Annotated in this window: 24 protein-coding genes; 10 read left to right on the top strand and 14 right to left on the bottom strand. The window is 68.9% G+C overall.

What is annotated here, in order from left to right; genetic code table 11:
• Positions 1-100: 100 nt before the first annotated feature.
• Positions 101-748, top strand: coding sequence for a ribonuclease T2 family protein (locus tag RGD00_RS06260; RefSeq protein ID WP_310456446.1), 648 nt, complete (start codon positions 101-103; stop codon positions 746-748).
• A 224-nt stretch (positions 749-972) separates the two neighbouring features.
• Here the strand turns inward: RGD00_RS06260 and RGD00_RS06255 are convergent, their stop codons facing one another.
• Together RGD00_RS06255 and thrS are read right to left on the bottom strand one after the other, a co-directional pair.
• A complete protein-coding gene (locus tag RGD00_RS06255; RefSeq protein WP_310456445.1) occupies positions 973-1179 on the bottom strand; it encodes a cold-shock protein in 207 nt (68 codons plus the stop codon).
• A 209-nt stretch (positions 1180-1388) separates the two neighbouring features.
• Positions 1389-3335: a threonine--tRNA ligase gene (gene thrS / locus RGD00_RS06250; RefSeq protein ID WP_310456444.1), complete on the bottom strand. Its 1947-nt coding sequence runs from the start codon at positions 3333-3335 to the stop codon at positions 1389-1391.
• A gap of 206 nt (positions 3336-3541) precedes the next feature.
• Between thrS and RGD00_RS06245 the strand changes: the two genes are divergently transcribed.
• The 3 genes from RGD00_RS06245 (at position 3542) to RGD00_RS06235 (ending at position 5015) form a co-directional block, all read left to right on the top strand.
• On the top strand, positions 3542-3997 hold the full coding sequence (locus RGD00_RS06245) for a DNA-3-methyladenine glycosylase I (RefSeq protein WP_310456443.1): 456 nt from the start codon (positions 3542-3544) through the stop codon (positions 3995-3997).
• 12 nt (positions 3998-4009) lie between these two features.
• The gene (locus tag RGD00_RS06240) at positions 4010-4210 is read left to right on the top strand and encodes a hypothetical protein (protein ID WP_310456442.1); all 201 of its coding nucleotides are present in this window, start codon (positions 4010-4012) and stop codon (positions 4208-4210) included.
• A gap of 61 nt (positions 4211-4271) precedes the next feature.
• Positions 4272-5015: an alpha/beta hydrolase gene (locus RGD00_RS06235; protein ID WP_310456441.1), complete on the top strand. Its 744-nt coding sequence runs from the start codon at positions 4272-4274 to the stop codon at positions 5013-5015.
• A gap of 229 nt (positions 5016-5244) precedes the next feature.
• Here the strand turns inward: RGD00_RS06235 and phaZ are convergent, their stop codons facing one another.
• Entirely contained in the window at positions 5245-6504 is a 1260-nt protein-coding gene (gene phaZ / locus RGD00_RS06230; protein WP_310456440.1) for a polyhydroxyalkanoate depolymerase, read from the bottom strand.
• A 108-nt stretch (positions 6505-6612) separates the two neighbouring features.
• On the opposite strand from phaZ, the gene RGD00_RS06225 reads away from it, so the two are divergent.
• The 3 genes from RGD00_RS06225 to phaR all read left to right on the top strand — a co-directional run bounded on the left by RGD00_RS06225 (position 6613) and on the right by phaR (position 9698).
• Positions 6613-8430, top strand: a complete 1818-nt coding sequence (locus RGD00_RS06225) for a PHA/PHB synthase family protein (protein ID WP_310456439.1) — start codon at positions 6613-6615, stop codon at positions 8428-8430.
• A 113-nt stretch (positions 8431-8543) separates the two neighbouring features.
• A complete protein-coding gene (locus tag RGD00_RS06220) occupies positions 8544-9002 on the top strand; it encodes a Phasin (RefSeq protein WP_310456438.1) in 459 nt (152 codons plus the stop codon).
• Positions 9003-9134: 132 nt separating this feature from the next.
• Complete coding sequence (phaR, locus tag RGD00_RS06215; protein WP_310456437.1) at positions 9135-9698, top strand: polyhydroxyalkanoate synthesis repressor PhaR; 564 nt, start codon at positions 9135-9137, stop codon at positions 9696-9698.
• A 176-nt stretch (positions 9699-9874) separates the two neighbouring features.
• Here the strand turns inward: phaR and RGD00_RS06210 are convergent, their stop codons facing one another.
• The 4 genes from RGD00_RS06210 to RGD00_RS06195 all read right to left on the bottom strand — a co-directional run bounded on the left by RGD00_RS06210 (position 9875) and on the right by RGD00_RS06195 (position 14515).
• On the bottom strand, positions 9875-11068 hold the full coding sequence (locus RGD00_RS06210) for a DegT/DnrJ/EryC1/StrS family aminotransferase (protein ID WP_310456436.1): 1194 nt from the start codon (positions 11066-11068) through the stop codon (positions 9875-9877).
• A gap of 85 nt (positions 11069-11153) precedes the next feature.
• Positions 11154-12455: an NAD(P)/FAD-dependent oxidoreductase gene (locus tag RGD00_RS06205; RefSeq protein ID WP_310456435.1), complete on the bottom strand. Its 1302-nt coding sequence runs from the start codon at positions 12453-12455 to the stop codon at positions 11154-11156.
• On the bottom strand, positions 12452-13807 hold the full coding sequence (locus RGD00_RS06200; RefSeq protein WP_310456434.1) for a glutamine synthetase family protein: 1356 nt from the start codon (positions 13805-13807) through the stop codon (positions 12452-12454). The genes RGD00_RS06205 and RGD00_RS06200 overlap by 4 nt, the downstream gene beginning before the upstream one ends.
• A gap of 3 nt (positions 13808-13810) precedes the next feature.
• Complete coding sequence (locus RGD00_RS06195; RefSeq protein WP_310456433.1) at positions 13811-14515, bottom strand: type 1 glutamine amidotransferase; 705 nt, start codon at positions 14513-14515, stop codon at positions 13811-13813.
• Between the two features lie 135 nt (positions 14516-14650).
• Here RGD00_RS06195 and RGD00_RS06190 point away from each other — a divergent pair, with 135 nt between their 5' ends.
• Entirely contained in the window at positions 14651-14968 is a 318-nt protein-coding gene (locus tag RGD00_RS06190) for a DUF3775 domain-containing protein (protein WP_310456432.1), read from the top strand.
• 214 nt (positions 14969-15182) lie between these two features.
• On the opposite strand, the gene RGD00_RS06185 is transcribed toward RGD00_RS06190, so the two are convergent.
• Genes RGD00_RS06185 through RGD00_RS06170 form a run of 4 tightly spaced genes read right to left on the bottom strand, consistent with a single transcriptional unit; the run spans position 15183 to position 18960 of the window.
• Positions 15183-15962: a heme ABC transporter ATP-binding protein gene (locus tag RGD00_RS06185; protein ID WP_310456431.1), complete on the bottom strand. Its 780-nt coding sequence runs from the start codon at positions 15960-15962 to the stop codon at positions 15183-15185.
• Position 15963: 1 nt separating this feature from the next.
• Positions 15964-17043, bottom strand: coding sequence for a FecCD family ABC transporter permease (locus tag RGD00_RS06180; protein WP_310456430.1), 1080 nt, complete (start codon positions 17041-17043; stop codon positions 15964-15966).
• 1 nt (position 17044) lies between these two features.
• On the bottom strand, positions 17045-17899 hold the full coding sequence (locus tag RGD00_RS06175) for a heme/hemin ABC transporter substrate-binding protein (protein WP_310456429.1): 855 nt from the start codon (positions 17897-17899) through the stop codon (positions 17045-17047).
• The gene (locus RGD00_RS06170) at positions 17896-18960 is read right to left on the bottom strand and encodes a hemin-degrading factor (RefSeq protein ID WP_310456428.1); all 1065 of its coding nucleotides are present in this window, start codon (positions 18958-18960) and stop codon (positions 17896-17898) included. The genes RGD00_RS06175 and RGD00_RS06170 overlap by 4 nt, the downstream gene beginning before the upstream one ends.
• Positions 18961-19163: 203 nt before the next feature.
• Here RGD00_RS06170 and RGD00_RS06165 point away from each other — a divergent pair, with 203 nt between their 5' ends.
• The gene (locus tag RGD00_RS06165; RefSeq protein WP_310456427.1) at positions 19164-21296 is read left to right on the top strand and encodes a TonB-dependent receptor domain-containing protein; all 2133 of its coding nucleotides are present in this window, start codon (positions 19164-19166) and stop codon (positions 21294-21296) included.
• Positions 21297-21574: 278 nt separating this feature from the next.
• Here the strand turns inward: RGD00_RS06165 and RGD00_RS06160 are convergent, their stop codons facing one another.
• From RGD00_RS06160 to RGD00_RS06150, 3 genes are read right to left on the bottom strand one after another with little or no spacing between them, the layout of a single operon-like run.
• A complete protein-coding gene (locus tag RGD00_RS06160) occupies positions 21575-22120 on the bottom strand; it encodes a biotin transporter BioY (RefSeq protein WP_310456426.1) in 546 nt (181 codons plus the stop codon).
• Between the two features lie 27 nt (positions 22121-22147).
• Positions 22148-22744 (bottom strand): energy-coupling factor transporter transmembrane component T family protein, encoded by a 597-nt coding sequence (locus RGD00_RS06155; protein WP_310456425.1) that lies wholly within the window; start codon positions 22742-22744, stop codon positions 22148-22150.
• A complete protein-coding gene (locus RGD00_RS06150; RefSeq protein ID WP_310456424.1) occupies positions 22725-23450 on the bottom strand; it encodes an energy-coupling factor ABC transporter ATP-binding protein in 726 nt (241 codons plus the stop codon). Before RGD00_RS06150 ends, RGD00_RS06155 begins: the two co-directional genes overlap by 20 nt.
• Before the next feature lie 169 nt (positions 23451-23619).
• Between RGD00_RS06150 and RGD00_RS06145 the strand changes: the two genes are divergently transcribed.
• Complete coding sequence (locus RGD00_RS06145) at positions 23620-24402, top strand: 23S rRNA (adenine(2030)-N(6))-methyltransferase RlmJ (protein ID WP_310456423.1); 783 nt, start codon at positions 23620-23622, stop codon at positions 24400-24402.
• The last annotated feature ends 3 nt before the right edge of the window (positions 24403-24405 follow it).

Here is a 24405-nt window from a genome sequence, read left to right as displayed (position 1 = left end):
CGGGCCGGGAAAACGGCTGCGCACCCTTCGGTCCGCCGATCCTCGTTTTCGGGGAATTGGGCGCAGATATACCGCCGCCCGCCGCCGGAGGAAAGAGAAAATGCGCCGCCTTGCGCTGACCCTTGCCGCAGTCGTGATGACCGCCGCCGCCGCCCCCGCATGGGCCGAGGACGAAGGGGCGGGGGATTTCGACTATTATGTCCTCTCGCTCAGCTGGACCCCGGGCTGGTGCGCGGCCGAGGGCGATGCGCGCGGCGACGACCGCTGCGATGCGGGCGCGGGGATCGGCTGGGGGCTGCACGGGCTCTGGCCGCAGTACGAACGGGGCTGGCCCAGCTGGTGCCGCACCGCCGAACGCGACCCCACGCGGGCGGAAACCGCGGCGATGGGGCGGTTCATGGGCTCGCCCGGGCTGGCGTGGCATCAGTGGAAGAAACACGGCCGCTGTTCGGGCCTGTCGGCGCGCGACTATTTCCTCGCCTCGGCGCGCGCCATGGGCAAGGTGAAGCTGCCCGACCTGTTCGACCGGCTGGACCGCACCGTCCGCCTGCCCGCCGCCGTGGTGGAAGAGGCGTTCCTGGAGGCGAACCCCGGCCTTTCCCGCGACATGATCACCGTCACCTGCGCGGGCGGCGCGATCCACGAGGTGCGGGTCTGCCTGACGCCCGACCTTGACCCCCGCCGCTGCGGGCGCGACGTGATCCGCGACTGCACGCTGAAGGACGCGGTGATGCAGGCGCCGCGCTGAGGGGGGATGTATTGTCCCCCCCCGCCCGTCGCGGGGCGGTGCCACCGGGGACGGTGATGCCGGGCACCCGGGTAGGCCAGCGCCCGCCATGGGCGGGGCGGGCGCTGGCCGGGGGCTTGAGGCCCCCGGCCGGGGCAACTCCACCCGCATCGCGGTGGCGAAGGCACACGCCTTCGCCAGTCAAAGCAAGGGGTCGAATGCCGATCCGCCCACGGCCCAGCCGATCAGAGAAGCCGCAGGTCGCTGGCCGAGGCCCGGCCGTCGCGGCCCGACTGAAGCTCGTATCCGATCTTCTGGTTGTCGTTCAGGCCCTTCAGCCCCGCCCGTTCGACCGCAGAGATGTGCACGAACACATCCTTGCCGCCATCATCGGGCGCGATGAAGCCATAGCCTTTGGTCGCGTTGAACCACTTCACGGTGCCGGTGGGCATTCCGTCGTCTCCTTTGTCGGTCCCCCGGGGCGACATGCCGCCGGGATGTGCAGCAGGTCTTCCAGGTATCCGGCTGCCTGGGGCACAGGAGGCGGTCAGAAAGTCTGTCGTCACGGCGTGGATGATGCCGCAACGGCGATAAAAATCAAGCATGCTGTGGGGCCGGAAGCCCGGCCCCGGCCCTTGTTTTCATGCTTCGCGGCCCGCGGTCAGCCCAGATCGGGCGGCAGCGCCGCCGCGGCCAGTTCCGTCACCATATCGTCCAGCGCGCGCGTTTCTGTCCGATTCTCGCCCAGACGGCGGACCGACACGGTGCGATCTTCGACCTCTTTCATGCCGATGGCCAGCAGGACCGGCACCTTGCCGAGCGAATGTTCGCGCACCTTGTAGTTGATCTTCTCGTTGCGCACGTCGGCCTCTGCCCGCACCCCGGCGCGGGTCAGCGCGGCCACGACCTCGTGCACGTAGGCGTCGGCATCCGACACGATCGAGGCCACCACCACCTGCCGCGGCGCCAGCCAGAAGGGCAGCTTGCCGGCGTGGTTCTCGATCAGGATGCCGATGAAACGTTCGAACGACCCCAGAACCGCACGGTGCAGCATGATGGGGCGGTGCTTGGCGCCGTCTTCACCGATATAGTTGGCGTCCAGCCGTTCGGGCAGGTTCGGGTCCACCTGAAGGGTGCCGCACTGCCAGTCGCGCCCGATGGCGTCGCGCAGCACGAATTCCAGCTTGGGCCCGTAGAACGCGCCCTCGCCCTCCTGCACCTCATATTCGTACCCGGCCTTGCGGCAGGCGCTGCCCAGGGCTTCCTCGGCATGGTCCCAGCTTTCTTCCGACCCGATGCGCTTTTCCGGCCGGGTGGACAGCTTGACCCGCCAGCTGTCGAAGCCGAGATCGGCATAGATCGCCGCCAGAAACTCGATGAACTTCTTCGTTTCCGCCTCGATCTGGTCCTCGGTGCAGAAGATATGGGCGTCGTCCTGCGTGAAGCCGCGCACCCGCATGATCCCGTGCAGCGCGCCAGAGGGTTCATAGCGGTTGCACGACCCGAATTCCGCCATCCTGAGCGGCAGGTCGCGGTAGGACTTGAGCCCCACGTTGAACACCTGCACATGGCAGGGGCAGTTCATGGGTTTGAGCGCGTTGACGGTCTTTTCGCGGGCGTGTTCCTCGTCCACCTCGACGATGAACATGTTTTCCTGATAGTTCGCCCAGTGACCGCTGGCTTCCCACAGCTTGCGGTTCACCACCTGCGGCGTGTTCACCTCGACATAGCCGCCGCGGCGCTGCTGGCGGCGCATGTAGTCCTGCAAGGTGGTGTAGATCGTCCAGCCGTCGGGGTGCCAGAACACCTGCCCCGGCGCCTCTTCCTGCATGTGGAACAGGCCCATTTCCTTGCCGAGCCGCCGATGGTCGCGTTTCGCGGCCTCTTCCAGCATGGTCAGATGGGCCTTGAGGTCGTCGCGGTTCCTGAACGCCACGCCATAGATGCGCTGCAACTGCTTGTTGCGGCTGTCGCCCCGCCAGTAGGCGCCGGCGACCGACATCAGCTTGAACGCATCGGCGGGCACCTGCCCGGTATGTTGCAGATGCGGGCCGCGGCACAGATCCTGCCAGTGGCCGTGCCAGTACATGCGGATCTTCTGGTCGGCCGGGATCGCCTCGACCAGTTCGACCTTGAAGGGTTCGCCCACGCGCGTGTAATGGGCGATGGCGCGGTCGCGTTCCCACACCTCGGTCGTCACCGGGTCGCGGGCGTTGATGATCTGCTTCATCTTCGCCTCGATCGCGCCGAGGTCTTCGGGCGTGAACGGTTCCTCGCGGTCGAAGTCGTAATACCAGCCGTCCTTGATGACCGGGCCGATGGTGACCTTCACCTCCGGCCACAGTTCCTGCACCGCGCGAGCCATGATATGGGCAAGGTCGTGGCGGATGAGTTCGAGCGCCTGCGCATCGTCCGCCATCGTGTGGATGGCGATGGTCGCATCCGCCGCGATGGGCCATTGCAGGTCCCAATGCGCGCCGTTCACGCTGGCGGAAATCGCCTTCTTGGCCAGCGAGGGCGAAATGCCCGCCGCCACCTGCGCGGGCGTCACGCCGGCCGGGAATTCGCGCACGGATTTGTCGGGGAAGGTCAGGGAAATCTGGGCCATATCGGCCTCCTCGTCGGTTTGGCGCCCACGGAACGCCCGGTTGCGGGTATGTGGCGCGTTCCTGCGCCTGCGCCCGGGCACTGTCAAGGGCGCCACGCCGCGCCACGCCCGCCCGTGGCTTTCGCGCCATCCCCGGGGCAGGATGTTTCCACTTTGTTCTTGATCGCCGCCGCACCCTCTGGCACCTTCCGCGAAAAGGGGGGCCCATGCGCAGCTTCGACGACATCCTCGCCATCGCCGCCACCCGCAAGGGCGGGGTGGACAAGGTGCTGGCCGACATCCCCGCCCCTCTGCCCCCCGACGCGCTGGCCGCCATCCCCGGCGACCGCTGGCTGGCGGCCATGGCGCGGGCGATCCTGCCCACCGGGATCAGCTGGAAGGTGGTCGAGGCGAAATGGCCGGGGATCGAGGATGCCTTCCACGGGTTCGACCCCGGCCGGGTGGCGCTGATGGATGACGACGGCTTCGATGCCCTGCTGGCCGACAGACGGGTAATCCGCTCCGCCCCCAAGATCGCGGCCATCCGCGACAACGCCGCCTTCATCTGCCGCGTGGACCGGGAAGAGGGCGGGTTCGCCCGCCGCATCGCCGACTGGCCGGCAGAGGATTTCGCGGGCCTGTTGCGCTGGCTGGCAGGGAACGGCAGCCGGTTGGGCGGGTAGACGGGGGCCTATATGCTGCGCAGCATGGGCAAGGAAAGCTATCTGCTCAGCCATGATGTCGTGGCGCGGCTGGTGGCCGAAGGCGTGATCGACGGCCCGCCGAACTCGAAACGGGCGCAGGCGGCGGTGCAGGCGGCCTTCACCCGCCGGCGCGCCGACTCGGGGCAGAGCCTGACCACGATCAGCCGGGTGCTGGCGCAAAGCATCGGCTGACCGGCTCTGGCCCGCCCCCGCCGCGCCTGCTAGGGTCGCCCCGCCCAAGACCGAGGATCCGATGCCCGACTTCCTGACCACCCCGCACGGCCGCCGCATCGCCTATCACCGCACCCCGGGCAGGGGGCCGGGGGTGGTGTTTCTGGGCGGCTTCCGGTCGGACATGACGGGCACCAAGGCGGTGCATTTGCAGGACTGGGCCGAACGGACCGGCCGCGCCTTCCTGCGCTTCGACTATTCGGGGCACGGCGCCTCCTCGGGCGATTTCCTCGACGGCGCGATCGGGGACTGGGCCGAGGATGCCGCCGCCGCCATCGCCGCGCTGACCGAGGGGCCGCAGGTGCTCGTCGGCTCCTCTATGGGCGGGTGGATCGCGCTGCTGACCGCGCGGGCGATGCCGGAACGGGTCGCCGGCCTCGTCGGCATCGCCGCCGCGCCGGATTTCACCGAGGACAGCATGTGGGCGGGCTTCGACACCCTCCAGCGCCGGCAACTGATCGAGGACGGCCGCGTCGCCCTGCCCTCGGATTACGCGGATGAACCCTATATCATCACCCGCCGCCTGATCGGGGACGGCCGCCGCCACCTCGTCCTGCGCGCCCCGCTGCCGCTGCCCTTCCCGGTGCGGCTGTTGCAGGGCACGGCGGATACCGACGTGCCGGTGGCGGTCGCGCTGCGCCTGCTGGACCACGCGGACAGCCCCGACCTGCGCCTGACGCTGGTCAAGGGCGCCGACCACCGCTTTTCCACCCCCGACTGCCTTGCCCTGATCGAAACCGCCATCGCCGAGGCGACACCGGCCTGAGCCCGCCCGGCGCCCGGCCCGGCGGCACGTGCGGGAGCCTCCGGCGGGGATATTTAAGTCCAGCCTGAAGATGCAGGCCGCGCTTTTTTCCTGAAGGAAGCACCCTGTTTTCAGGCTGGCCCAAATATCCCGGGGGCGCCGGATGGTGCGCCACTGGTTCGAGAACCAGCAGGCCACGGGGCTGGCCCCCGGCGCTGTCCTCATCACCGGCACCGCCGCCGGGGGGGTCTCAGACCGCTTGCAGTTTCGCCCGCACCGGGCCGGAATTCGCGTCGATGAAGCGCAGCACCAGCGGGCGGATGTTGTTGCGCCAGCTTTTGCCCGCGAAGATGCCGTAATGGCCCGCGCCGGGTTCCAGATGATGCGCCTTCATGCTGTCGGGCAGCCCGGTGCAGAGGTCGAGCGCCGCGATGCACTGGCCGGGGGCCGAGATGTCGTCGTTCGCGCCCTCGACCGTCTTGACCGCGACCGTGGTGATCGCGCCGATATCGACCCGCTTGCCGGCCACCACGAATTCGTTCTGCGCGATCTCGCGGTTCTTGAAGATCCGTTCCACCGTCGACAGGTAGAATTCGGCCGTCATGTCCATCACCGCCAGATATTCGTCGTAAAAGCGGTTGTGGGCGTCGCGTTCGCTGTCCTCGCCCTTGGCGGCGGCGAGGATCTTGTCGGTGAAGGCCTTGGAATGGCGGTCGGCGTTCATCGACATGAAGCCCGCCAGTTGCAACAGCCCCGGATAGACCAGCCGCCCCACGCCCGCGTATTTGAAGCCCACGCGCTGGATCGCCAGATGTTCCAGCTGCCCCATCGTCACCCGGCGGCCGAAATCCGTCACCTCGGTCGCCGCGGCGTCGGGGTCGATGGGCCCGCCGATCAGGGTCAGGCTGCGCGGCTGCGCCTCGGGGTCCTCTGCCGCCAGATAGGCGGTGGCGGCCAGCGCCAGCGGCGCCGGCTGGCAGATCGCGATCACATGCGTGTCGGGGCCCAGTTCGCGCAGGAAATCGACGAGGTAGAGCGTATAATCCTCGATGTCGAACTTGCCGAGCGACACGGGAACGTCGCGCGCATTGTGCCAGTCGGTGACATAGACCTCGCAATCCGGCAGCAGGCTTTGCGCGGTGGACCGCAGCAGGGTCGCGTAATGCCCCGACATCGGCGCCACCAGCAGCACCCGGCGGCGCATCGGCGCGCGGCCGTTGACGCGGAAATGGACCAGGTTGCCGAAGGGTTTTTCCACCAGCGTCTCGACCTCGACCAGCAGATCGCGCCCGTCCTCGCCCACCACGGTGCGGATGCCCCAGTCGGGCTTGATCACCATGCGGGCAAAGCTGCGTTCCGTCACCCGCCCCCAGGCCGACAGCAGCTTGAACGCCGGATGCGGCACCATTCCCCACATCGGATAGGACGCGAAGGCCCGCGCGGACGCCCCCAGCCATTCGTTGGTGTTGCGGGCGCTTTCCATCAGGTCGTAGCTGTACATCGGCTTCATGGCGTCTCCTTTGCGGGAAGGCCCGCGGGCGGCAGCGGTTTTCGTCGCTTTCCTCCCCAGTGCGGCGACGCTAAGCTGTAAAAATAGAAATAGGGGGGATTTTTGGGCATGACAACCGAGGAAAAAAGCAGCCCCGGGCCATCCGAAGCCGCAACGGAACGGCTTCAGGCGAACCTTGCGCAGATCGAGGCGATGACCCAGCGGCTGATCGCGGCGCTGGCGCAGCGCCGGCCGGCCGATCCCGCGCTGGCGGGACCCAGCCCCGAGGTCTATCTCAAGGCCGCGACCGCCTTCTGGCAGGATGCCATCGCCAACCCCGCGCGGCTGGTGGAACAGCAGGCCGGCTACTGGGGCAGCACCCTGCGCCACTATATCGAGGCGCAGCAGGCGCTGGCCCAGGGCAAGGTGCCCGCGCCCGCCGAACCCGCGCCGAAGGACCGCCGCTTCACCAACCCGCTGTGGGACACGCATCCCTATTTCAACTACCTGCGCCAGCAATACCTGCTGAACGCCCGCGCGGTGGAGGAATCGCTGGCCGCGCTGGAGGGGCTTCCCCCCAAGGACCGCCAGCGGGTGGAATATTTCACCCGCCAGATCGTGGACATGATGGCGCCCACCAATTTCTTCGGCACCAACCCCGATGCGCTGGAACGCGCCGTGGAAACCGAGGGCGAGTCGCTGGTGCGCGGGCTCCAGAACCTCGTGCGCGATGTCGAGGCCAACAACGGCGAATTGCTGGTCACGCTGTCGGACCCCGACGCCTTCAGCGTGGGCGACAACATCGGCGCGACCGAGGGCGCGGTGGTGTTCCGCAACCGGCTGTTCGAACTGATCCAGTACACGCCCACCACCGAAAAGGTGCACCGCACGCCGCTGCTGATCTTTCCGCCCTGGATCAACAAGTTCTACATCCTCGACCTCAAGCCGCAGAACAGCCTGATCAAGTGGATCGTGGATCAGGGCTTCACCCTGTTCGTGGTCAGCTGGGTGAACCCGGACGAAAGCTATCGCGACACCGGGATGGACGATTACATCAAGGACGGCTTCCTGACCGCGATCGACACGGTGAAGGCGATCACGAAGGAGGACAAGATCAACGCCGTCGGCTATTGCATCGCGGGCACCACGCTGTCGCTGACGCTGGCGATGATGCAGAAGCGGGGCGATCCGTCGGTGAAATCCGTCACCTTCTTCACCACGCTGACCGATTTTGCCGACCAGGGCGAATTCGGCGTGTTCCTGACCGACGATTTCGTGGACGGGATCGCGCGCGAGGTAGCGGAATCGGGCATCCTCCACCGCGTGTTCATGGCGCGGACGTTTTCCTACCTGCGCTCGAACGACCTGATCTATCAGCCCGCGATCCGCAGCTACATGATGGGCGATCCGCCGCCGGCCTTCGATCTGCTCTACTGGAACGGCGACGGCACCAACCTGCCCGGCAGGATGGCGGTCGAATACCTGCGCGGGCTCTGCCAGGAAAACCGCTTTGTCGAGGGCACGTTCGAGGTGGACGGCGAACCGGTGAGCGTCAAGGACGTCAAGGTGCCGCTCTGCGCCATCGCCTGCGAGACGGATCACATCGCGGCGTGGAAATCCTCGTTCAACGGCATCCGGCAGATGGGGTCGAAGGACAAGACCTTCATCCTGTCGGAATCGGGCCATATCGCGGGCATCGTCAACCCGCCCTCCAAGGGCAAGTACGGCCATTACCTCAACCCCGGCCAGCCCCTGACCCCTGCGACCGCACCCGAGGAGTGGCTGAAGGGCGCGGCTTACGAAAAGGGCAGCTGGTGGCCGGTCTGGGGCGCGTGGCTGGCGAAACGGTCGGGGGCGATGGTGGCGGCGCGGCAGCCGGGCGATTCGGGCTTTGCAGTGCTGGCGCCCGCGCCCGGCACCTATGTCCGCGCCGAGGCCCCGCGCTAGGCCCTTGCCGCTACGGCATTTTCTGCGGTGCAGCAGATTTTTCTTGCAATGCTGCACCGCAGCATGCATAACCGGCGGCAGTTGAGCACCGGATGTGCAGGAGCCCGAAAGACATGACGACCAAGACCAACGACTTCACCAAAGTGATGCAGGACATGCTGGCGGCCTTCCCGGTCGACACCCGCGCCATGCAGGACGCGTTCAAGAACCAGGCCGTCCTGGGCGAGAAGATGACCAAGGTCGCGCTGGAAGCCGCCGAGAAATCGTCGGAAATCACCGCGAAATGGACCCGCGAGACGCTGGTCAAGCTGGGCGAGGTCGCCAAGGCCAAGGCCGAGCCGACCGACTACACCAAATCGGTGACGGATTTCGCCTCGTCCGCCGCTGAACTGGCCGCCGAAAACATGGCCGCCTTCGCCGAAGTCGCGAAGAAAGTGCAGATGGAAACCGTCGAGCTGATGCTCGCCGCCGGCAAGGACTTTTCCGAGGACGCGACCGCCGCGGTCAAGAAAGCGACCGCCGACGTGACCACCGCCGCGAAAAAGGCGACCGCCGCCGCGACCGTGAAATAAGGCCCGGGACCGGCACGTCCCCCCAAGCGATCCTGCCGGCCATGGCATGAAGGGCGAGCCCCGGCTCGCCCTTTCTTTTTTTTCTGCGCTGGCATAGGCTTTTTTGCAATGCAACACCGGGGGGAACGGGCCGTGACCGACACCGACAAGCCACTGCTGATCAAACGCTATGCCAGCCGGCGGCTCTACAACACGGAAACCAGCGATTACGTCACGCTCGAGGATATCGCGGGCTTCATCCGGGCCGGGCGCGAGGTGCAGATCATCGACCTCAAGACCGGCGACGACCTGACCCGGCAATACCTGCTCCAGATCATCGCGGAACATGAAAGCAAGGGCGAAAGCGTCCTGCCGATCAACGTGCTGACCGACCTCGTGCGCAGCTACACCACCGAGGTGCAAAGCGTGGTGCCCCAGTTCCTCGCCGCCAGTTTCGAGATGCTGCGCGAGGGCCAGTCGAAGATGATGGAAAACCTCGGCACCTTCCCCAACCCGATGGCGGCGATGCCGGGGTTCGAGGCGATGAAGCGCCAGCAGGAAGCCTTCATGAAGACGATGATGTCCGGCATGCCCGCCTGGCCCGGCGCCGCCAGCGGCCCCGCGCGCGAGGACGACAGCCCCGCCAGCACCAAGGACGAACTGAACCAGATCAAGCAGCAGCTGGCGGAACTGCAGGCGAAGCTGTCCAAGCTCTGACCCGTCGCGCGGGTGGAGGGGACGGCGCCGGGGGCCAGCCCCCGGACCCCCGGGATATTTAGGGACAGAAAATGAACAGGGCCGGGTTTCGAGCCGCCGAGTTCATTTTCTGTCCAGAAATATCCCCGCCGGAGGCTCCTGCACCATCCACCCGCACCGCCGCCGGGCGGGGGCGATCAGGCCGCCGCCCTGGCCTCTGCCGCCGCCGCCACCACCGCATCGGCCAGGAAATCCAGATCCGCGGGCCCCAGCCGCGCGGGCAGGCGCAGGTCGCAGGCGCGCATCAGCATCGCGCGGGTTTTCGGCAGGTCCGGCCGGTCGGGCAGGAACTGCCAGTTCCAGAAGGCGCGGGCGTTGTCGGGGCTGAGCCCGAACACCTGCACCGGCGCGCCGCGGCGTTTCGCCAGCGCCTCGAACCGCAGCACCTCGGCATCGGTCCAGTCGCCCAGCAGGTTGAACTGGATCGAATCCGGCGCGCGCCGTTCCGGGGGCAGCGGCGCGGGCACCTGCATCAGGCCCGAGGCGTTCAGCGCCGCCGCCACATGGTCGTGGTTCGCCCGCCCCGCCGCAACGCGGCGCGGCACCTCGGCCAGTTGCGGCCGGATCACCGCCGCCGACAGGTTCTGCATCCGCATGTTGTAGAGCGGCAGGCGGTTCTGCCAGTGGTGATAGCTGTTCTGAAGGCCGGGATGTTTCTTCCAGTTATGCTCGTAGGCGCCCGACATGATCACCGCGCGCGCCGCCAGTTCCGGGTCGTCGGTGATGAACATCCCCCCCTCGCCCGCGTTCACCAGCTTGTAGGACTGAAAGCTGAAACAGCCGATCCTGCCGATGGTGCCGATATTCCGCCCGCCCCAGGTGGTGCCGAGCGAATGGGCCGCATCCTCGATCACCGGGATGCCGCGGGCCTCCGCCAGCGCCATGATCGCGTCCATGTCCGACGTATGTCCGCGCATGTGGCTGATCATCACCGCCGCCGCGCCGTCGAGCCTGGCTTCGAAATCCGCCAGGTCGATGCGGAAATCGGTGCCGACCTCGACCAGCACCGGCAGGCAGTCGGCGTGCAGCACCGCCGAGGGCACCGCCGCGAAGGTGAAGGCCGGGACCAGCACCTTGGCCCCGCGCGGCAGGTCCAGCGCCTTCAGCGCCAGGAACAGCGCCGCCGAACAGGAGGACACCGCCAGCGCATAGCGCGTGCCGATCATCGCGGCGAATTCGGCCTCCAGCCGCGCCACGGGGGCGCCTTCGGGGGCGGTGTAGCGGAAAAGATCGCCCGAGGCGAGCAGCCGCCCGATTTCTTCCATCGCCTCTGCGGGGATCGGCTCCGCGTCGTAGACGTTGGGCGCGCGGGTCTCTCCGTCGGGGGACATGGGTGGCCTTTCATGCCGCTTCGGTCGGCCCCAGCCTTATCGGTTCGGCGGGGTTTTTTCCAGCCGCGACTTGCGCATGCGGCGCTCAGACGCCGAGCCGGTCGCGCAGCGAATACCAGACCATCGCCAGCACCAGCAAAGGGTGGCGCAGCCGCGCGCCGCCGGGAAAGCGGGGTTGCGGCAGGCCGGCCAGCAGGTCGAACCGTTCCGCCTGCCCCGCCACCGCCGCCGCCATCACCTTGCCCGCAAAGGTCGCATGGGTGACGCCGTGGCCGGAATAGCCCGAGGCCGACAGCACATTGGGCGCGACGCGGCGGAAACAGGGCATCCGCGTCATGGTGATCGCCAAAGTGCCGCCCCAGGCATGGGTGATGCGCGCATCCGCAAGTTGCGGATAGATCTCCAGCATCGGCTTGCGCACCTTGGCGGCGATGTCGGCCGGAAAGCGCCAGCCATAGCTTTCGCCGCCGCCGAACAGCAGCCGCCCGTCGCCCGACAGCCGCCAGTAGTTGATGACGAAGCGCGAATCCTCCGCCGCCACCGGGCGGGCCAGCACATCGGCGGCGCGGTCGCCCAGGGGTTCGGTGGCGATGATGAAATTGTTGATCGGCATCACCCGCGCCTCGACCTCCGGCGCGAGGCCCGACAGATAGCCGTTCGCGCCGAAGATCACGTGGTCGGCCACCACCATCCCTTCGGCGGTGCGCAGCCGGACCTTTGGCCCGTGGTCGATGCCGATGACCTCGGACCGTTCATGGATCACCGCGCCCGCCGCCTGCGCCCGTGCGGAAAGACCGAGCGCGAAGTTCAAGGGGTGCAGATGCCCCCCGCCCATGTCGAGCGTACCGCCCACGAAACGCGCCGACCCGATCACCGCCCGCACCGCCGCGCGGTCCAGCGGTTCGATCAGGCCATAGCCGTAGTCGCGGGCCAGCATCGCGGCCTCGTCATGGCCCGCGCGCATCTCTGCGTCGCTGCGGCAGGCGTGCAGCACGCCGGGGGTGAAATCGACGCCCGGCATCCCTTCAGCCAGATCGCGGACCAGCAGCCGCGCCTCTTCGGCCACATCCCACAGCGCGCGGGCGCGGCCGGGGCCGGCCAACGCCGACACCCGGTCCTGCCCGATGCGCTGACCCGACCCCACCTGCCCGCCGTTGCGGCCGGAGGCGCCGAAGCCGACGCGCTGCGCCTCCAGCACCACCACCCGGTAGCCCCGCTGCGCCAGATGCAGCGCCGCCGACAGCCCGGTATACCCCGCCCCCACCACGCAGACATCCGCCCGCGCCTCGCCCCGCAGCACCGGCAGCGGGGCATGCGGCACCGCGGTCTCGGCATACCACGAGGGCGGATATTCCCCCGGCCGGTCGTTGGCGTGCAGCAGGTTCATACGTTCAGCAACAGATGTTCGCGTTCCCACGGGCTGATGACCTGCAGGAACTCCTTGTATTCGTTGCGTTTGACAGAATCGTAGACGCCGCAGAACTCCATCCCCAGGACCTCGCGCAGGGCGCTGTCCTCTTCCAGCAGGTCCAGCGCATCGCCCAGATTGTAGGGCAGTTCGTCCGCGCTCATATAGGCGTCGCCGGTGCATTCGGCGCGCGGCAGCCGCGCCTCCTTCAGCCCCAGATAGCCGCAGGCGAGGCTGGCCGCGATGCCCAGATAGGGGTTGCAATCCATCCCCGCCAGCCGGTTTTCCAGCCGCCGCGCGCGCGGTTCGGAAATCGGCACCCGCAATCCGGTGGTGCGGTTGTCGCGGCCCCATTCGAGGTTGATCGGCGCCGCGAAATCCGGAACGTAGCGCCGATAGCTGTTCACATAGGGCGCCAACAGCGCGATGGCCGCGGGCAGATGCGCCTGCATCCCGGCGATGAAATGCAGGAAAGCGTCGGTTTCCTCGCCCTTGCGGCCCGAAAAGATGTTCTTGCCGGACTTCGTGTCCACCACCGAATGGTGGATGTGCATGGCGCTGCCCGGCTCGCCCTCGATGGGTTTGGCCATGAAGGTGGCGAAACAGTCGTGGCGCAGCGCGGCCTCGCGGATCAGGCGCTTGAAGAAGAAGATCTCGTCGGCCAGCCGTACCGGATCGCCATGGGCGAGGTTGATTTCCACCTGCCCCGCGCCGCCCTCCTGCAGGATGCCGTCGATCTCGAACCCCTGCGCCTCGGCGAAGTCGTAGATGTCGTCGATGACCTTGCCGTATTCGTCCACCGCCGACATGGAATAGGCCTGTTTCGCCGCCGCGCGCCGCCCGGTGCGGCCCATCGGGGGTTCCACCGGCATGTTGGGGTCGAGGTTGCGGGCGACGAAGAAGAACTCCATCTCGGGGGCGACGATCGGGGTCCAGCCCTCGGCGTTGTAAAGCTCCACCACCCGTTTCAGCACGTTGCGCGGCGCGACGGGCACCGGGCGGCCCTGCTGGTCCACCGCGTCATGGATCACCTGCAAGGTCACGTCCGCCGTCCAGGGCGCGGCGGTGGCCGTGGAAAAATCGGGAACCATGATCATGTCGGGTTCGGTGAAGGCGCCGACGGGGTTGTCGGCCCAGTCCCCGGTGATGGTCTGCAGGAAGATCGAGTTCGGCAGGAAAAAGCTCGCCTGCTTGGCGAACTTGCTGGCCGGCATCGCCTTGCCGCGGGCGACGCCCGCGATGTCGGCGACGATGCATTCCACCTCGTCCAGGCGGCGGCCGGCGATGTATTCCCGCGCGGGCTCGGGCAGTTTGTCGGTCCAGTTGGACATGGATCAGGCTTTCGCTGGCGCGGCCCGGACAGCCCGGGGGCGCTTGAAGAATTCCGCGATGCGGCGGGCAAGTTCGCGGTCGTCGAGCGGCGCATCCAGCCGGTCCCGCGCCGCCGCCATCAGCGCGTCGGGCACCACGCCCCTGCCCCGCAGCCGCATCAGCCCGTCGATGAATTCGGGGCGGAATTCGGGATGGGCCTGCACGGTATAGATGCGGTCGTCGTAGATCAGCGCGGCATTGGCGCAGAAATCGCTGGCCGCCGCAAGCGCTGCCGCCGCGGGCCGTTCCACCACCTGATCCTGGTGCCAGGCGTTCAGCCGCAGGGTTTCGCCGCCGAAATCGTATTCCGTCGGCCCCACGGACCAGCCGCCCGCGAACTTCTCGACCCGCCCGCCGAGCGCCTGCGCGATGATCTGGTGGCCGAAACAGATGCCCACCATCGGCACATGCGCGCCATAGGCGCGGCGGATGAAATCCTCCAGCGGGGGGATGAAGGGATGGTCCTCGTAGGCGCCATGGCGCGAGCCGGTCAGCAGCCAGCCGTCGGCGTCGTGGACGGATGCGGGGAAATCCATGTCCACCACCGCCCAGGCCCGGAAATCGAACCCGTAGCCGTCGAGCAGACGTGTGAACATCTGGGGATAATCGCCCATTTCCGCCTGAAGGGCGTCGGGCGCGTGGCCGGTCTGGAGGATGCCGATCAACATGGAACGCTCTTGGATGCCTCTGCAGGGTAAACCCCCGCCCGCCGGGCGGCAAGGGGGGCCAAAGCGCCGCGGCCTGGCGCCTTGCGCAGCGGCGGCGCAGGGGCGACACTGGAAGCGACAGAGGGAGTCGCGCCAATGATCGACATTGATCCGCAGAAGGTCGTCCACATCATCTTTCAGGCACGCGAGGGCGCGATGGCCGAGGCTGAGTTGGAAGCCTTCATCGAGGGGCTGAACGAGGACGAAAAGGCCACCGTGGTCGCGCTGGCCTGGGTCGGCCGCGGCGCGTTCGAGCCCGAGGAATACGACGAGGCGCTGGCCACCGCCCGGGCCGAGGCGACGACGCCCACCGCCAGCTACCTGATGGGCATGCCGCATCTGGCCGAGAACCTCGAGTCGGGGATGGAGGCGATGGGCATCGACGTGACCGACGAGGAAGAGGATTTCCTCTAGGCGCGCCTTGCCCCCGGCGCCTGTGCGGATGGCCAGGGCAGGACCGGGGGCCAGCCCCCGGACCCCCGGGATACTTCTGGACAGAAAATGAAGGAAGGCAGTTCTCTTGCCCGACCCTGCTTCATTTTCTGTCCTTAAATATCCCCGCCGGAGGCTCCTGCGCTCTCCCCCTTGCGCAAAGGCCGGCCAGAGGACCTCGCCTTTCCGCAGCCGGTCAGGATGCCGCCGCGCCCTGCGGCAGGATCCAGGGCCCGGCGGCGGGGGCGCGGTTGGCGCGGAGCGGGCAGCCGTAGGCCCGCGACAGGGGCGCGTCGCGGATCACCGCCTCCGGCGGGCCTGCGGCGACGACCCTGCCCTCGGCCAGCAGCACGATGCGGTCGGCGACCATCGCGCTCAGGTTCAGGTCGTGCATCACCGCCACCACGCCGCCGCCCGCACGGGCGAAGCCGCGCATGACCTCCATCACCGCCAGCTGGTGGGCGATGTCGAGGCTCGCCACCGGCTCGTCCAGGAACAGCCAGCGCGGGCCCTCGGGCGACACGGGCTCCCACACCTGCGCGCGCACGCGGGCGAGGTGGACGCGCTGTTGCTGGCCGCCCGAAAGCTCGTGGAACGGACGCTCGGCCAGATCGGCCAGCCCCACCTCTTCCAGCGCCAGCCGCGCGACCTCTGCCCGACCCGCCGACAGACCGGCGCCAAGGCCGAAGCGCACGACCTCTGCCACGGTGAAGGCGAAGGCGACCGGGGTGGCCTGTTCCAGCACGCCGCGCACCGCCGCCAGCCGCCAGAGGGGCGCGCCCGCGATTTCCACCCCGCCGAGCCGGACCGAACCCGCATAACGCAGATCCCCCGTCGCCGCGCGCAAAAGTGTGGTCTTGCCCGACCCGTTGGGGCCGAGGATCACCGTCACCGCCCCCGCCTGCGCCTGCATCGACAGCGCGTCGAGGATCCGCCGCCCGCCCAGATGCACCGTCAGGTCCGTCACCGCCAGCATCTCAGATCCCCCCGAAGCCGCGCCGGCGCATCAGGATCCACAGGAAGACCGGCGCGCCCAGGATCGCGGTGACGATGCCGATGGGCAGTTCCGCCGGCGCCACCACCTGCCGGGCGATCACATCCGCCCCCACCAGCAGCGCCGCCCCCAGAAGCGCCGCATTGGGCAGAAGCGCGCGGTGGTCGGGGCCCGAGGCGAGGCGCAGCAGATGCGGCACCACGATGCCGATGAAGCCGATCGCCCCCGCGACCGACACCGCCGCCCCCGCCGCCGCCGCGACCGCCAGCACCGACCAGCGTTTCAGCCGCTCGACATCATGGCCCATATGCGCGGCCGCGGCCTCGCCCAATGCCAGCGCGTTGAGCCCGCCCGCCAGCCGCGGCGCGAACACCAGCGCGGGCGCCACGAAGGGCAGCGCCAGGGCGAGCTTCATCCAGCTTGCCCCCGCAAGCGAGCCCATGTTCCAGAACGTCAGGTCCCGCAACTGCTGATCATTGGCCATGTTGATCAGGATCCCGGTCAGCGCCACCGCCAGCGCGGTCAGCGCGATCCCCGCCAGCAGCAGCGTGGCGACAGAGGTCTGCCCCCCCGCCCGCGCCAGCCGGTAAAGCAGCATCGTCGCCCCCCAGGCGAAAAGGAACGCCGCCAGCGGCACCAGGAACTGCGGGCCCAGCACCCGCGTCAGCGCCACCGGCAGAAGGCCCCCCAGCACGATGGCGGACACCGCCCCGAGGCTCGCCCCCGCGGCGACGCCGACCACGCCGGGGTCGGCCAGCGGGTTGCGAAACAGGCCCTGCATCAGCGCGCCGGAAACCGCCAGCGCCGCGCCCACCATCATGCCCATCGCCAGCCGCGGCAGGCGGATGTCGAACAGGATCACCCGGTCGCGTGTCGCCAACCCCGCACCCGACAGCCAGTCGCCCAGCACCCGGGGCAGGGACAGCCCCGCCGCGCCGGTGGAAATCGACAGCACCGCCGCCAGCAACAGCAGCGCCACCAGACCCCAGCGCAGGTGCAGGGCCCGGCGGGCACGCGGGCTGGCGGGCGGATCGCCGGCCAGCCGCAGGGCGGGGGCCGTCATCTCAGCCCTCCGAAGGCCCATAGAGCGCATCGTGCAACTGCCGCGCCGCCTGCGCCGTGCGGGGGCCGAAGCCCAGCAGCAAAAGCCCGTCCATCCGCAGGATCGCACCCGCCTGCGCGGCAGGCGTGGTGCCCAGCGCAGGATGGCCCAGCACCTCGGCATCGGAAATCGCCAGATCGCCTTCGCGGTCCATCATCAGGATCACATCGGGGGCAGAGGTCAGGATCGCCTCGTCGGTGGCCTGTTTGTAGCCGTGAAAGCCGGTCCCGGCATTGACGCCGCCCGCAAGCGCGATGATCGCGGCGGCGGACGAGCCTTCACCGCCGACCAAGAGCCGCCCGGCCTGGTTGGCCAGCACGAACAGCACGCGCTTGCGGTCCGCCGCGGGCACCTGCGCCGCATCCGCGCGCACGGCGGCGATTTCGGCGGCGAAGGTCTCGACCAGCGTCGCGGCCTCTGCCTGCCGCCCGATGGCCTCGCCCACCGCCGTGATCTTGGCGGCGATGCCCTCGGGGCTCGGCTCGCCGGGCAAGGCGACATAGGGGATGCCCGCAGCCTTCAACACCTCGACCGCCTCGACCGGGCCCGCGTCGGCCTCTGCCAGCACCATATCGGGGGCAAGGCCCAGCACCCCTTCGGGCGAGAGCGCGCGGAAATAGCCGACATCGGGCAGCGCGGCCACCTCGGGCGGCCAGGTCGAGGTCGAATCGCGGCCCACCAGCAGGTCGGCCGCGCCCAGCGCCGCAACGATTTCCGTCACCGAACCCCCGACCGACACGATGCGCTGCGGCGGGTCGGCCAGCGCGGGTGCGGCCAGCGCCAGCAGACCGGCGGCAAGGAACGCCCCCATCTTCATGCCGCGGCCCCCGGCAGGGTGGCGACCAGCGCGTTCCAGGCGTCGGGCGGGGCATCCTTGCGATAGCCGAAGATTTGCAGGATCAGCGCGCCATCGGCGGCGAACGCCTCGACGCTGATCGCGGGGCCGCGCTGGGTGGGCTTGTCCACCGCCCAGACCTCGGCGATGTGGTCGCCGCGCAGATGCAGGTTGAAGCGGGGATCGAGCACGTTGATCCAGGGCCCCATCGGCACGATCTTTTCCACCGGGCCGCCGTGGATCTCGATACAGCCCGCATTGCCGACGAAGATCATCAGCGGAATGCCGTCGCGCGCCGCACCTTCCAGCACCGCATTCACCGCGCCGGTATCCAGCGCCCGCGCCATCGGCGCCCCCGCCGCGCGATAGGCGCCGAGGCGGTTCATCTTCAGCTTGCTGACCAGCCGCAGGAACTGATGCGTGTCGGTCATCCGGCCCCATTCGTCGCGCAGGATGTCCAGCTTGTCGGAGTTGATCTTCGCCGGTTCGACCGGGCGGCGGGGATCGACCGCCATCGCGTCGGACTGATCGGGCAGGCGCAGCGCCGCCACCAGCCGGTCATAGGCCGCGACATCGGATTCGGGCTTGAGATAGATCTTGTGCACCGCATCGCCCGCCGCGTCGAACACCTGGAGCGAGCGTTTCGGGCCTTCTTCGCCCGGCTCCGTCACCGCGAAGGCATGGCGCCAGTGCTGGGCAAAGATGCGCAGGTCGATTTCCTCGCCCAGAACCATCTGGGCATGCGGGCCGCCGTGATAATCGCCGTAGATCCCCCGCTTTTCGATCACGCAGCTTTCGTTGCGGGTCAGCGCCATCACGTCGCCCAGATCGTGCACCAGCGGCATCAGCCGGTCCGGGTGCGCGTCGATCCGCAGCGCGCCGTGGCCCACCATCGCGGCGACCAGCTGGCCCTCGCGCAGCCCGTGGCGGGCGGCGAAATCGCGGGCGCGCATCTTGGGATCGGCCGCGCGCAGATCGCGGATGGTAGCGGGGGTGATGCCGGATTCGGGCCCCGCATCGGGGGTGGTGCCGTCGGGTGCCATGTCGGTCCTTTCACAAGTGGTCCTGTGCGCGGATCTGGCGGAAGGCGGGGCCTCGGCTGGGCGCTGGTAGAGAGCAGTCGTCGGGGTCTTTTAATCTTGACTGTAACAGTCAGATTACCTAGAGATCGCGGCGGAAAAGATCAAGTCAGAATCCTGCCCGCCAGCCGCGTGCCAGCTTCCCGCAGACCAGCCAAGGGAAGACCATGCGCATACCACCGGCAGCAGGGGCCGTGCCCCGTTTCACCCGTGCCACCCCCATCCTTTGCAGCACCGCGCTCTGCGCCGTTCTGGCCGGGGTGGTCCCCGCCACCGCACAGGACAAGACGGCCCATGTGACGATCCTGGAAGAGATCGTCGTCAGCGCCGGGGCCGAAAAGGTGGCGATCAGCACGCCCCAGGCCGTGACCGTCATCGACCAGGAAGACATGGACCGCGAACAGGCCCGCACCGTCGGCGGGCTTTTCGCCGATGTCCCCGGGGTGCAGACCACCGGCGCCTCGGCCCGCCCGCTGGGACAGGCGTTCAACATCCGCGGCATCGGCAACGCCGAACAGGCGGGCAGCCAGAACCGCATCATCGTGACCGTGGACGGCGCGGTGAAGTTCTTCGAACAATACCGCACGGGGTCGTTCTTCGGCGACCCGGAGCTTTACAAGCGGGTCGAGGTGCTGCGCGGCCCGGCGTCCTCGACGCTGTACGGTTCGGGGGCGATCGGGGGTGTGGTGAACTTCACCACCAAGGACCCGGGCGATTTCATCCCCGCCGAGGGCACCGGCGCCGTGCGCGCCAAGGCCGCCTATGATTCGAACGGCGACGGGCTGATGGGGTCGGTCATCATCGCGCAGAAACTGGGCCCGCGCGCCGACATGCTGGCCAGCTTCGCCACCGGCAAGTCGGACGACATGAAGGACGGCGCGGGCGCGGTGATCCAGTCGACCGCCGCGGAACGCTGGTCGGGGCTGCTCAAGACCAACATCTACCTCGACGACGCGCAGGACCAGGTGCTGACCTTCAGCCTGTCGCGCACCGATACCGACCTCGACCGCGCCGCGGTGGCGCAGACGGGGGGCGGCATGTTCATCCCCACCTTCGGCTTTTCGCATCTGCGCGCGATCGACGATACCGCCACGATCCGCTATCGCAACGCGGCCTCGGGCAACCCCTGGCTCGACCTCGACGTGCAGCTGAGCTATTCGGACACCTCGACCCAGCGGTACGATTTCACCAACGGCTTCATGTGCGGGCCCGGCACGCTTCAGGTGCTGTGCGACAACGAGGCGGCCTACAAGACCGTGGCGCTGCGCGCGACCAACACGGTGGAATTCGGCGCGGGCGCCTGGCAGAACTACCTCACCTTCGGCATCGACGCGGCGCAGCAGAAACGGACGGCGACATCCTCTGCCGGCCCGCTCGCCTTCCACCCCGGCGGCGAGGAAAGCAAGCTCGGCGCCTTCGTGCAGGGCGAATTCATCTGGAACGACCGGCTGACGATCACGCCGGGCCTGCGCGTCGACCGCACGGACCTGACCCCCGACGCCGCGGCCATCGCCGCGGGCGGCGCGAAACAGAAGGGCACCGCGGTGTCGCCCAAGATCGCGGCGCTCTACGAGATCAACGACAACTGGGGCCTGTTCGGATCCGCCGCGCGGACGGAACGGATGCCGACGCTGGACGAACTGTTTTCCTCCGACGGACCGGGCGGCGTGGGCCGCGTGCCCAGCCTCAACCTGCGCAAGGAAAAGGCCACCACGGTCGAACTGGGCGTGACCTACCGGACCACCGACCTGTTCAGCGCCGGCGACCGCCTGACCGCCAAGCTGACGGTGTTCAACAACGACCTGACCGACCTCATCGCCGCGAACGCCCGCGCGCCGGGGGTGCCCTATTTCTCGAACATCAACCGCGCCCGGATCTGGGGCGGCGAGATCGAGGCCGCCTATGAGGCCGACCGCTGGTTCGGCCGGCTGGCCTATTCCAAGGTCAAGTCGCGCAACAAGACCCCGGGGGCGGCCTTCGGCACCACGCTGGCCGACACGCCGGCGGAAAACCTGGCGCTGACGCTCGGGATGAAGCTGCCCGACCAGGGGCTGCGCTTCGGCTGGCGCGTGCAGGCCTTCGACGACATCACCACCGCCTCGGCCACGACCACGGGCGCGGGCCATGCGGTGCACGACCTTTTCGCCAGCTGGCAGCCGCAGTCGGGGGTGTTGCAGGGGCTCCAGATCGACCTCGGGGTCGAGAACCTCTTCGACCGCGAATACCGCAACAACCTCGCACTGGACAACAGCCCGGGGCGCAATGTGAAACTGTCGATCGCCAAGGCGTTCCAGTGGTGACGGCGGCGCGGGGATGACGGCGGATCCGTGCCGCGTCCGACCGGGATCCCCCGCCGATGAAGGGCCGCTGCGCAGGCAGCGGCCCTTTGCTTTGCCTGCCGCCCGGCGGCAGTGCGGGTGGAAAGGGCGGCGGCCTCCGGCGGGGATATTTGCTGGACAGAAAGTGGACAGGGCGGCCCGAAACCCGGCCCGTCCACTTTCTGTCCTTAAATATCCCGGGGGTCCGGGGGCTGGCCCCCGGCGCCACGCTGTCCGCGCGCGCCGGGGGCCGGATCTCGTCAGCCGCGCTGCGCCGCCAGACCCGGGCGCGCCTTCCACAGCGCCGCGGTGATCGCGCCGGCGGCCACCGCCTTGATCACGTCGCCCGGCATGAAGGGCGCGGCATAGCCGATGGCGACAGGCAGCGTCACGTCGAGCTTGATCCACATCCCGATGATACCGAAGACGTTGATCACCACCAGCCCGCCGACCAGCGCCGCCAGCGTCGCCGGCCAGAAGCCCATGGGGTTGGCAAAGCGGCTCGACACCAGGCCGATCACGAAGGCGCCGACGGGGAAGCCGACCAGGTAGCCCACGCTCGGCCGGGCAAAGACGCCGAGGCCCGCGCCGCCGTTCGCCGCGATCGGCAGGCCGATGGCGATCAGCAGCAGGTAGAGCAGCACCGCCAGCGCCCCCTTGCGCGCGCCGAGCACCGTACCGCAGAGCATCACGCCCAGCGTCTGCGCCGTGATCGGCACGCCGAAACCGAGCGTGAGCCCGGGCAGAAGGGCCAGCGCGCCGATGAGCGCGGCGAAGAGGGCGATGAGGGCGATCGAACGTTCCATGCGTATCTCCGTTGGGATGGATGGGGGTTACACGCCGCCGCGGGCGCGCAGGGCTTCGGCGACCTGTTCGGCATCGTCGATGGCCATGATCGCCATCGGCAGCACGATCCTGAACGAGGCGCGGCGGGGCGACCGCGCGCGCCAGGCCTCGGTCAGGCGGGTGGCCTTGTCGGACAGGACCGGGACGAACCGGATCGTCAGCGCGATGGCCAGCGCCAGCCGCCGTCGCAGCACCGCGGGGGTGCGCAGGGCGGCCAATGCGCGGTCGACCAGCGCGGTGATCTCTTCCAGCCGCGTGGTCATGGTGACGAAATTGGCCAGCGCCACGGCCGACAGCAGCCGCAGCACGATCAGCGCCGCGGTTTCGGGCGCGCCCATCAGCCAGTGCCAGGCGCCGATCAGCGCGGCGATCACCGCGAGCCCGCGCAGCGCGCGCAGGCCCGCGCGGGCGAAGGCGGGGCCGCAGGAAAGATACAGCGCCACCGCCGCCACAAGGATCGCGCCCTGCACCGGCAGGCTGCGGGCAAGGGCGATGGCAAGGCTCGCCCCGAACAGCGCCGCGAATTTCCGCCCGGCGGGCAGGCGATGCGCCCAGGTGGGGATGTCAGAACTCAGTGCCAGCATGGCGCGCCCTTTCCGCCATCTCGGCCCGGTAGGCGGCGATCACCGCCGCGGGGGCGCCATCGCCCACGATCCGCCCCGCGTCGAGCCAGACCACCCGGTCGTAGCCCGCCAGCGCACCCAGGTCATGGGTCACATGGATCAGCCTTTGCGGCAGCGCCGACAGGATCGCGTTCAGCATCAGTTCGGTGGCGAGGTCGAGCCCCGCGAAGGGTTCGTCCAGCAGGATCGTCGCCGGTTCCATCGCCAGCACCGCCATCAGGCACAGCAGATGCCGCTGCCCCTGCGACAGCGTCTGCACGTTGCGCCCCGCCCAGTCCTGCCGCCCGAACCGCGCCAGCGTGGCGGTCACGCGCGCCCGCGCCTCGGCCCGCGTCAGGCCGAGCGAGGTCAGCCCGAAGGCCAGTTCCTCGTCCACCGTGGGGAAGATGATCTGGTGGTCGGGGTTCTGGAACAGGATCCCCACGCTGCGGATCGCGGCGCGGCGGTCGCGGGCCACGTCGATCCCGTCCACCCGCACCTCGCCGCGGTCGGGGCGCACCAGCCCCGCGATCAGCCGCGACAGCTGCGACTTGCCCGCCCCGTTGCGCCCGATCACGCCCACCCGGCGTTCGGTCAGCGTCAGGCTCAGCCCCTCGAACACCGGCCGTCCGTCGCGGGCCAGCGCGACATCCGTCAGATCCACCCGCAGGCGGGGGGGCGCGGTCATGCCCGGGGGCCCGGGCGGGGCGGTATGGTTCGCATTCGGACGTCCCTCCTGATCCGGGGTTGACGCAAGGGAAGTTTCTGCACCTGCATCATATTGCCGCAGCGGCGCGCGAAGTCGAGCCCCCTTCGCCGCCCCTTGCCGGATATGCCGGGGCGGTATAGGCCGGGGCATGCTGTCCTATCAACATATCTATCATGCGGGAAATCCGGCCGACGTGCACAAGCATGCGCTGCTGGTCTGGATGCTCGACTATCTGGCGCGCAAGGACAAGCCGCTGAGCTATATCGAGACGCATGCGGGCCGCGCGCTCTATCGTCTCGACGCGGCAGAGGCGCTGCGCACGGGCGAGGCCGCGCAGGGGGTGGAACGGATGGCGGACTGGTTCGCCCCCGGCCATCCGTACCGGCGGCGGCTGGTCGAGGTGCGGGCGCGCTACGGGGCGGCGGCCTATCCGGGCTCGCCCCTGCTGGCGGCGCTGACGCTGCGGCCCGGCGACGTGATGCATCTGGCGGAACTGCACCCGCAGGAACATGCCGCGCTGACGGCGGCGATGGCGCAGGTGGGCGCGCAGGCGCATGTGCGCAAGCAGGACGGGTTCGCGATGGCGCAGGCCGTCTGCCCGCCCGCGCCGCGCCGGGGGCTGATGCTGGTGGACCCGAGCTATGAGGTGAAAACCGATTACGCCACCATCCCGAAGTTCCTCGAAACGATCCACCGCAAGTGGAACGTGGGTGTGCTGGCGCTGTGGTATCCTGTCCTGACCACGGGCCTGCACCGGGCCATGGTCCGGGCGCTGACCGGCGCCTTTCCCGGCGCGCTGCACCACGAGGTGGGCTTCCCCCCGGCGCGGCCCGGGCACGGGATGATCGGGTCGGGGATGTTCGTGATCCAGCCGCCCTACGGGATCGAGGAAGAGGCCGCGCAGCTGACGGCGCTGTTCGACCGGCCTTAGGAT

Origin of the sequence: Ruixingdingia sedimenti (assembly GCF_031432425.1) — a bacterium.
Lineage (GTDB): Bacteria > Pseudomonadota > Alphaproteobacteria > Rhodobacterales > Rhodobacteraceae > Ruixingdingia > Ruixingdingia sedimenti.
This window is presented reverse-complemented; position numbering and strand designations above follow the sequence as displayed.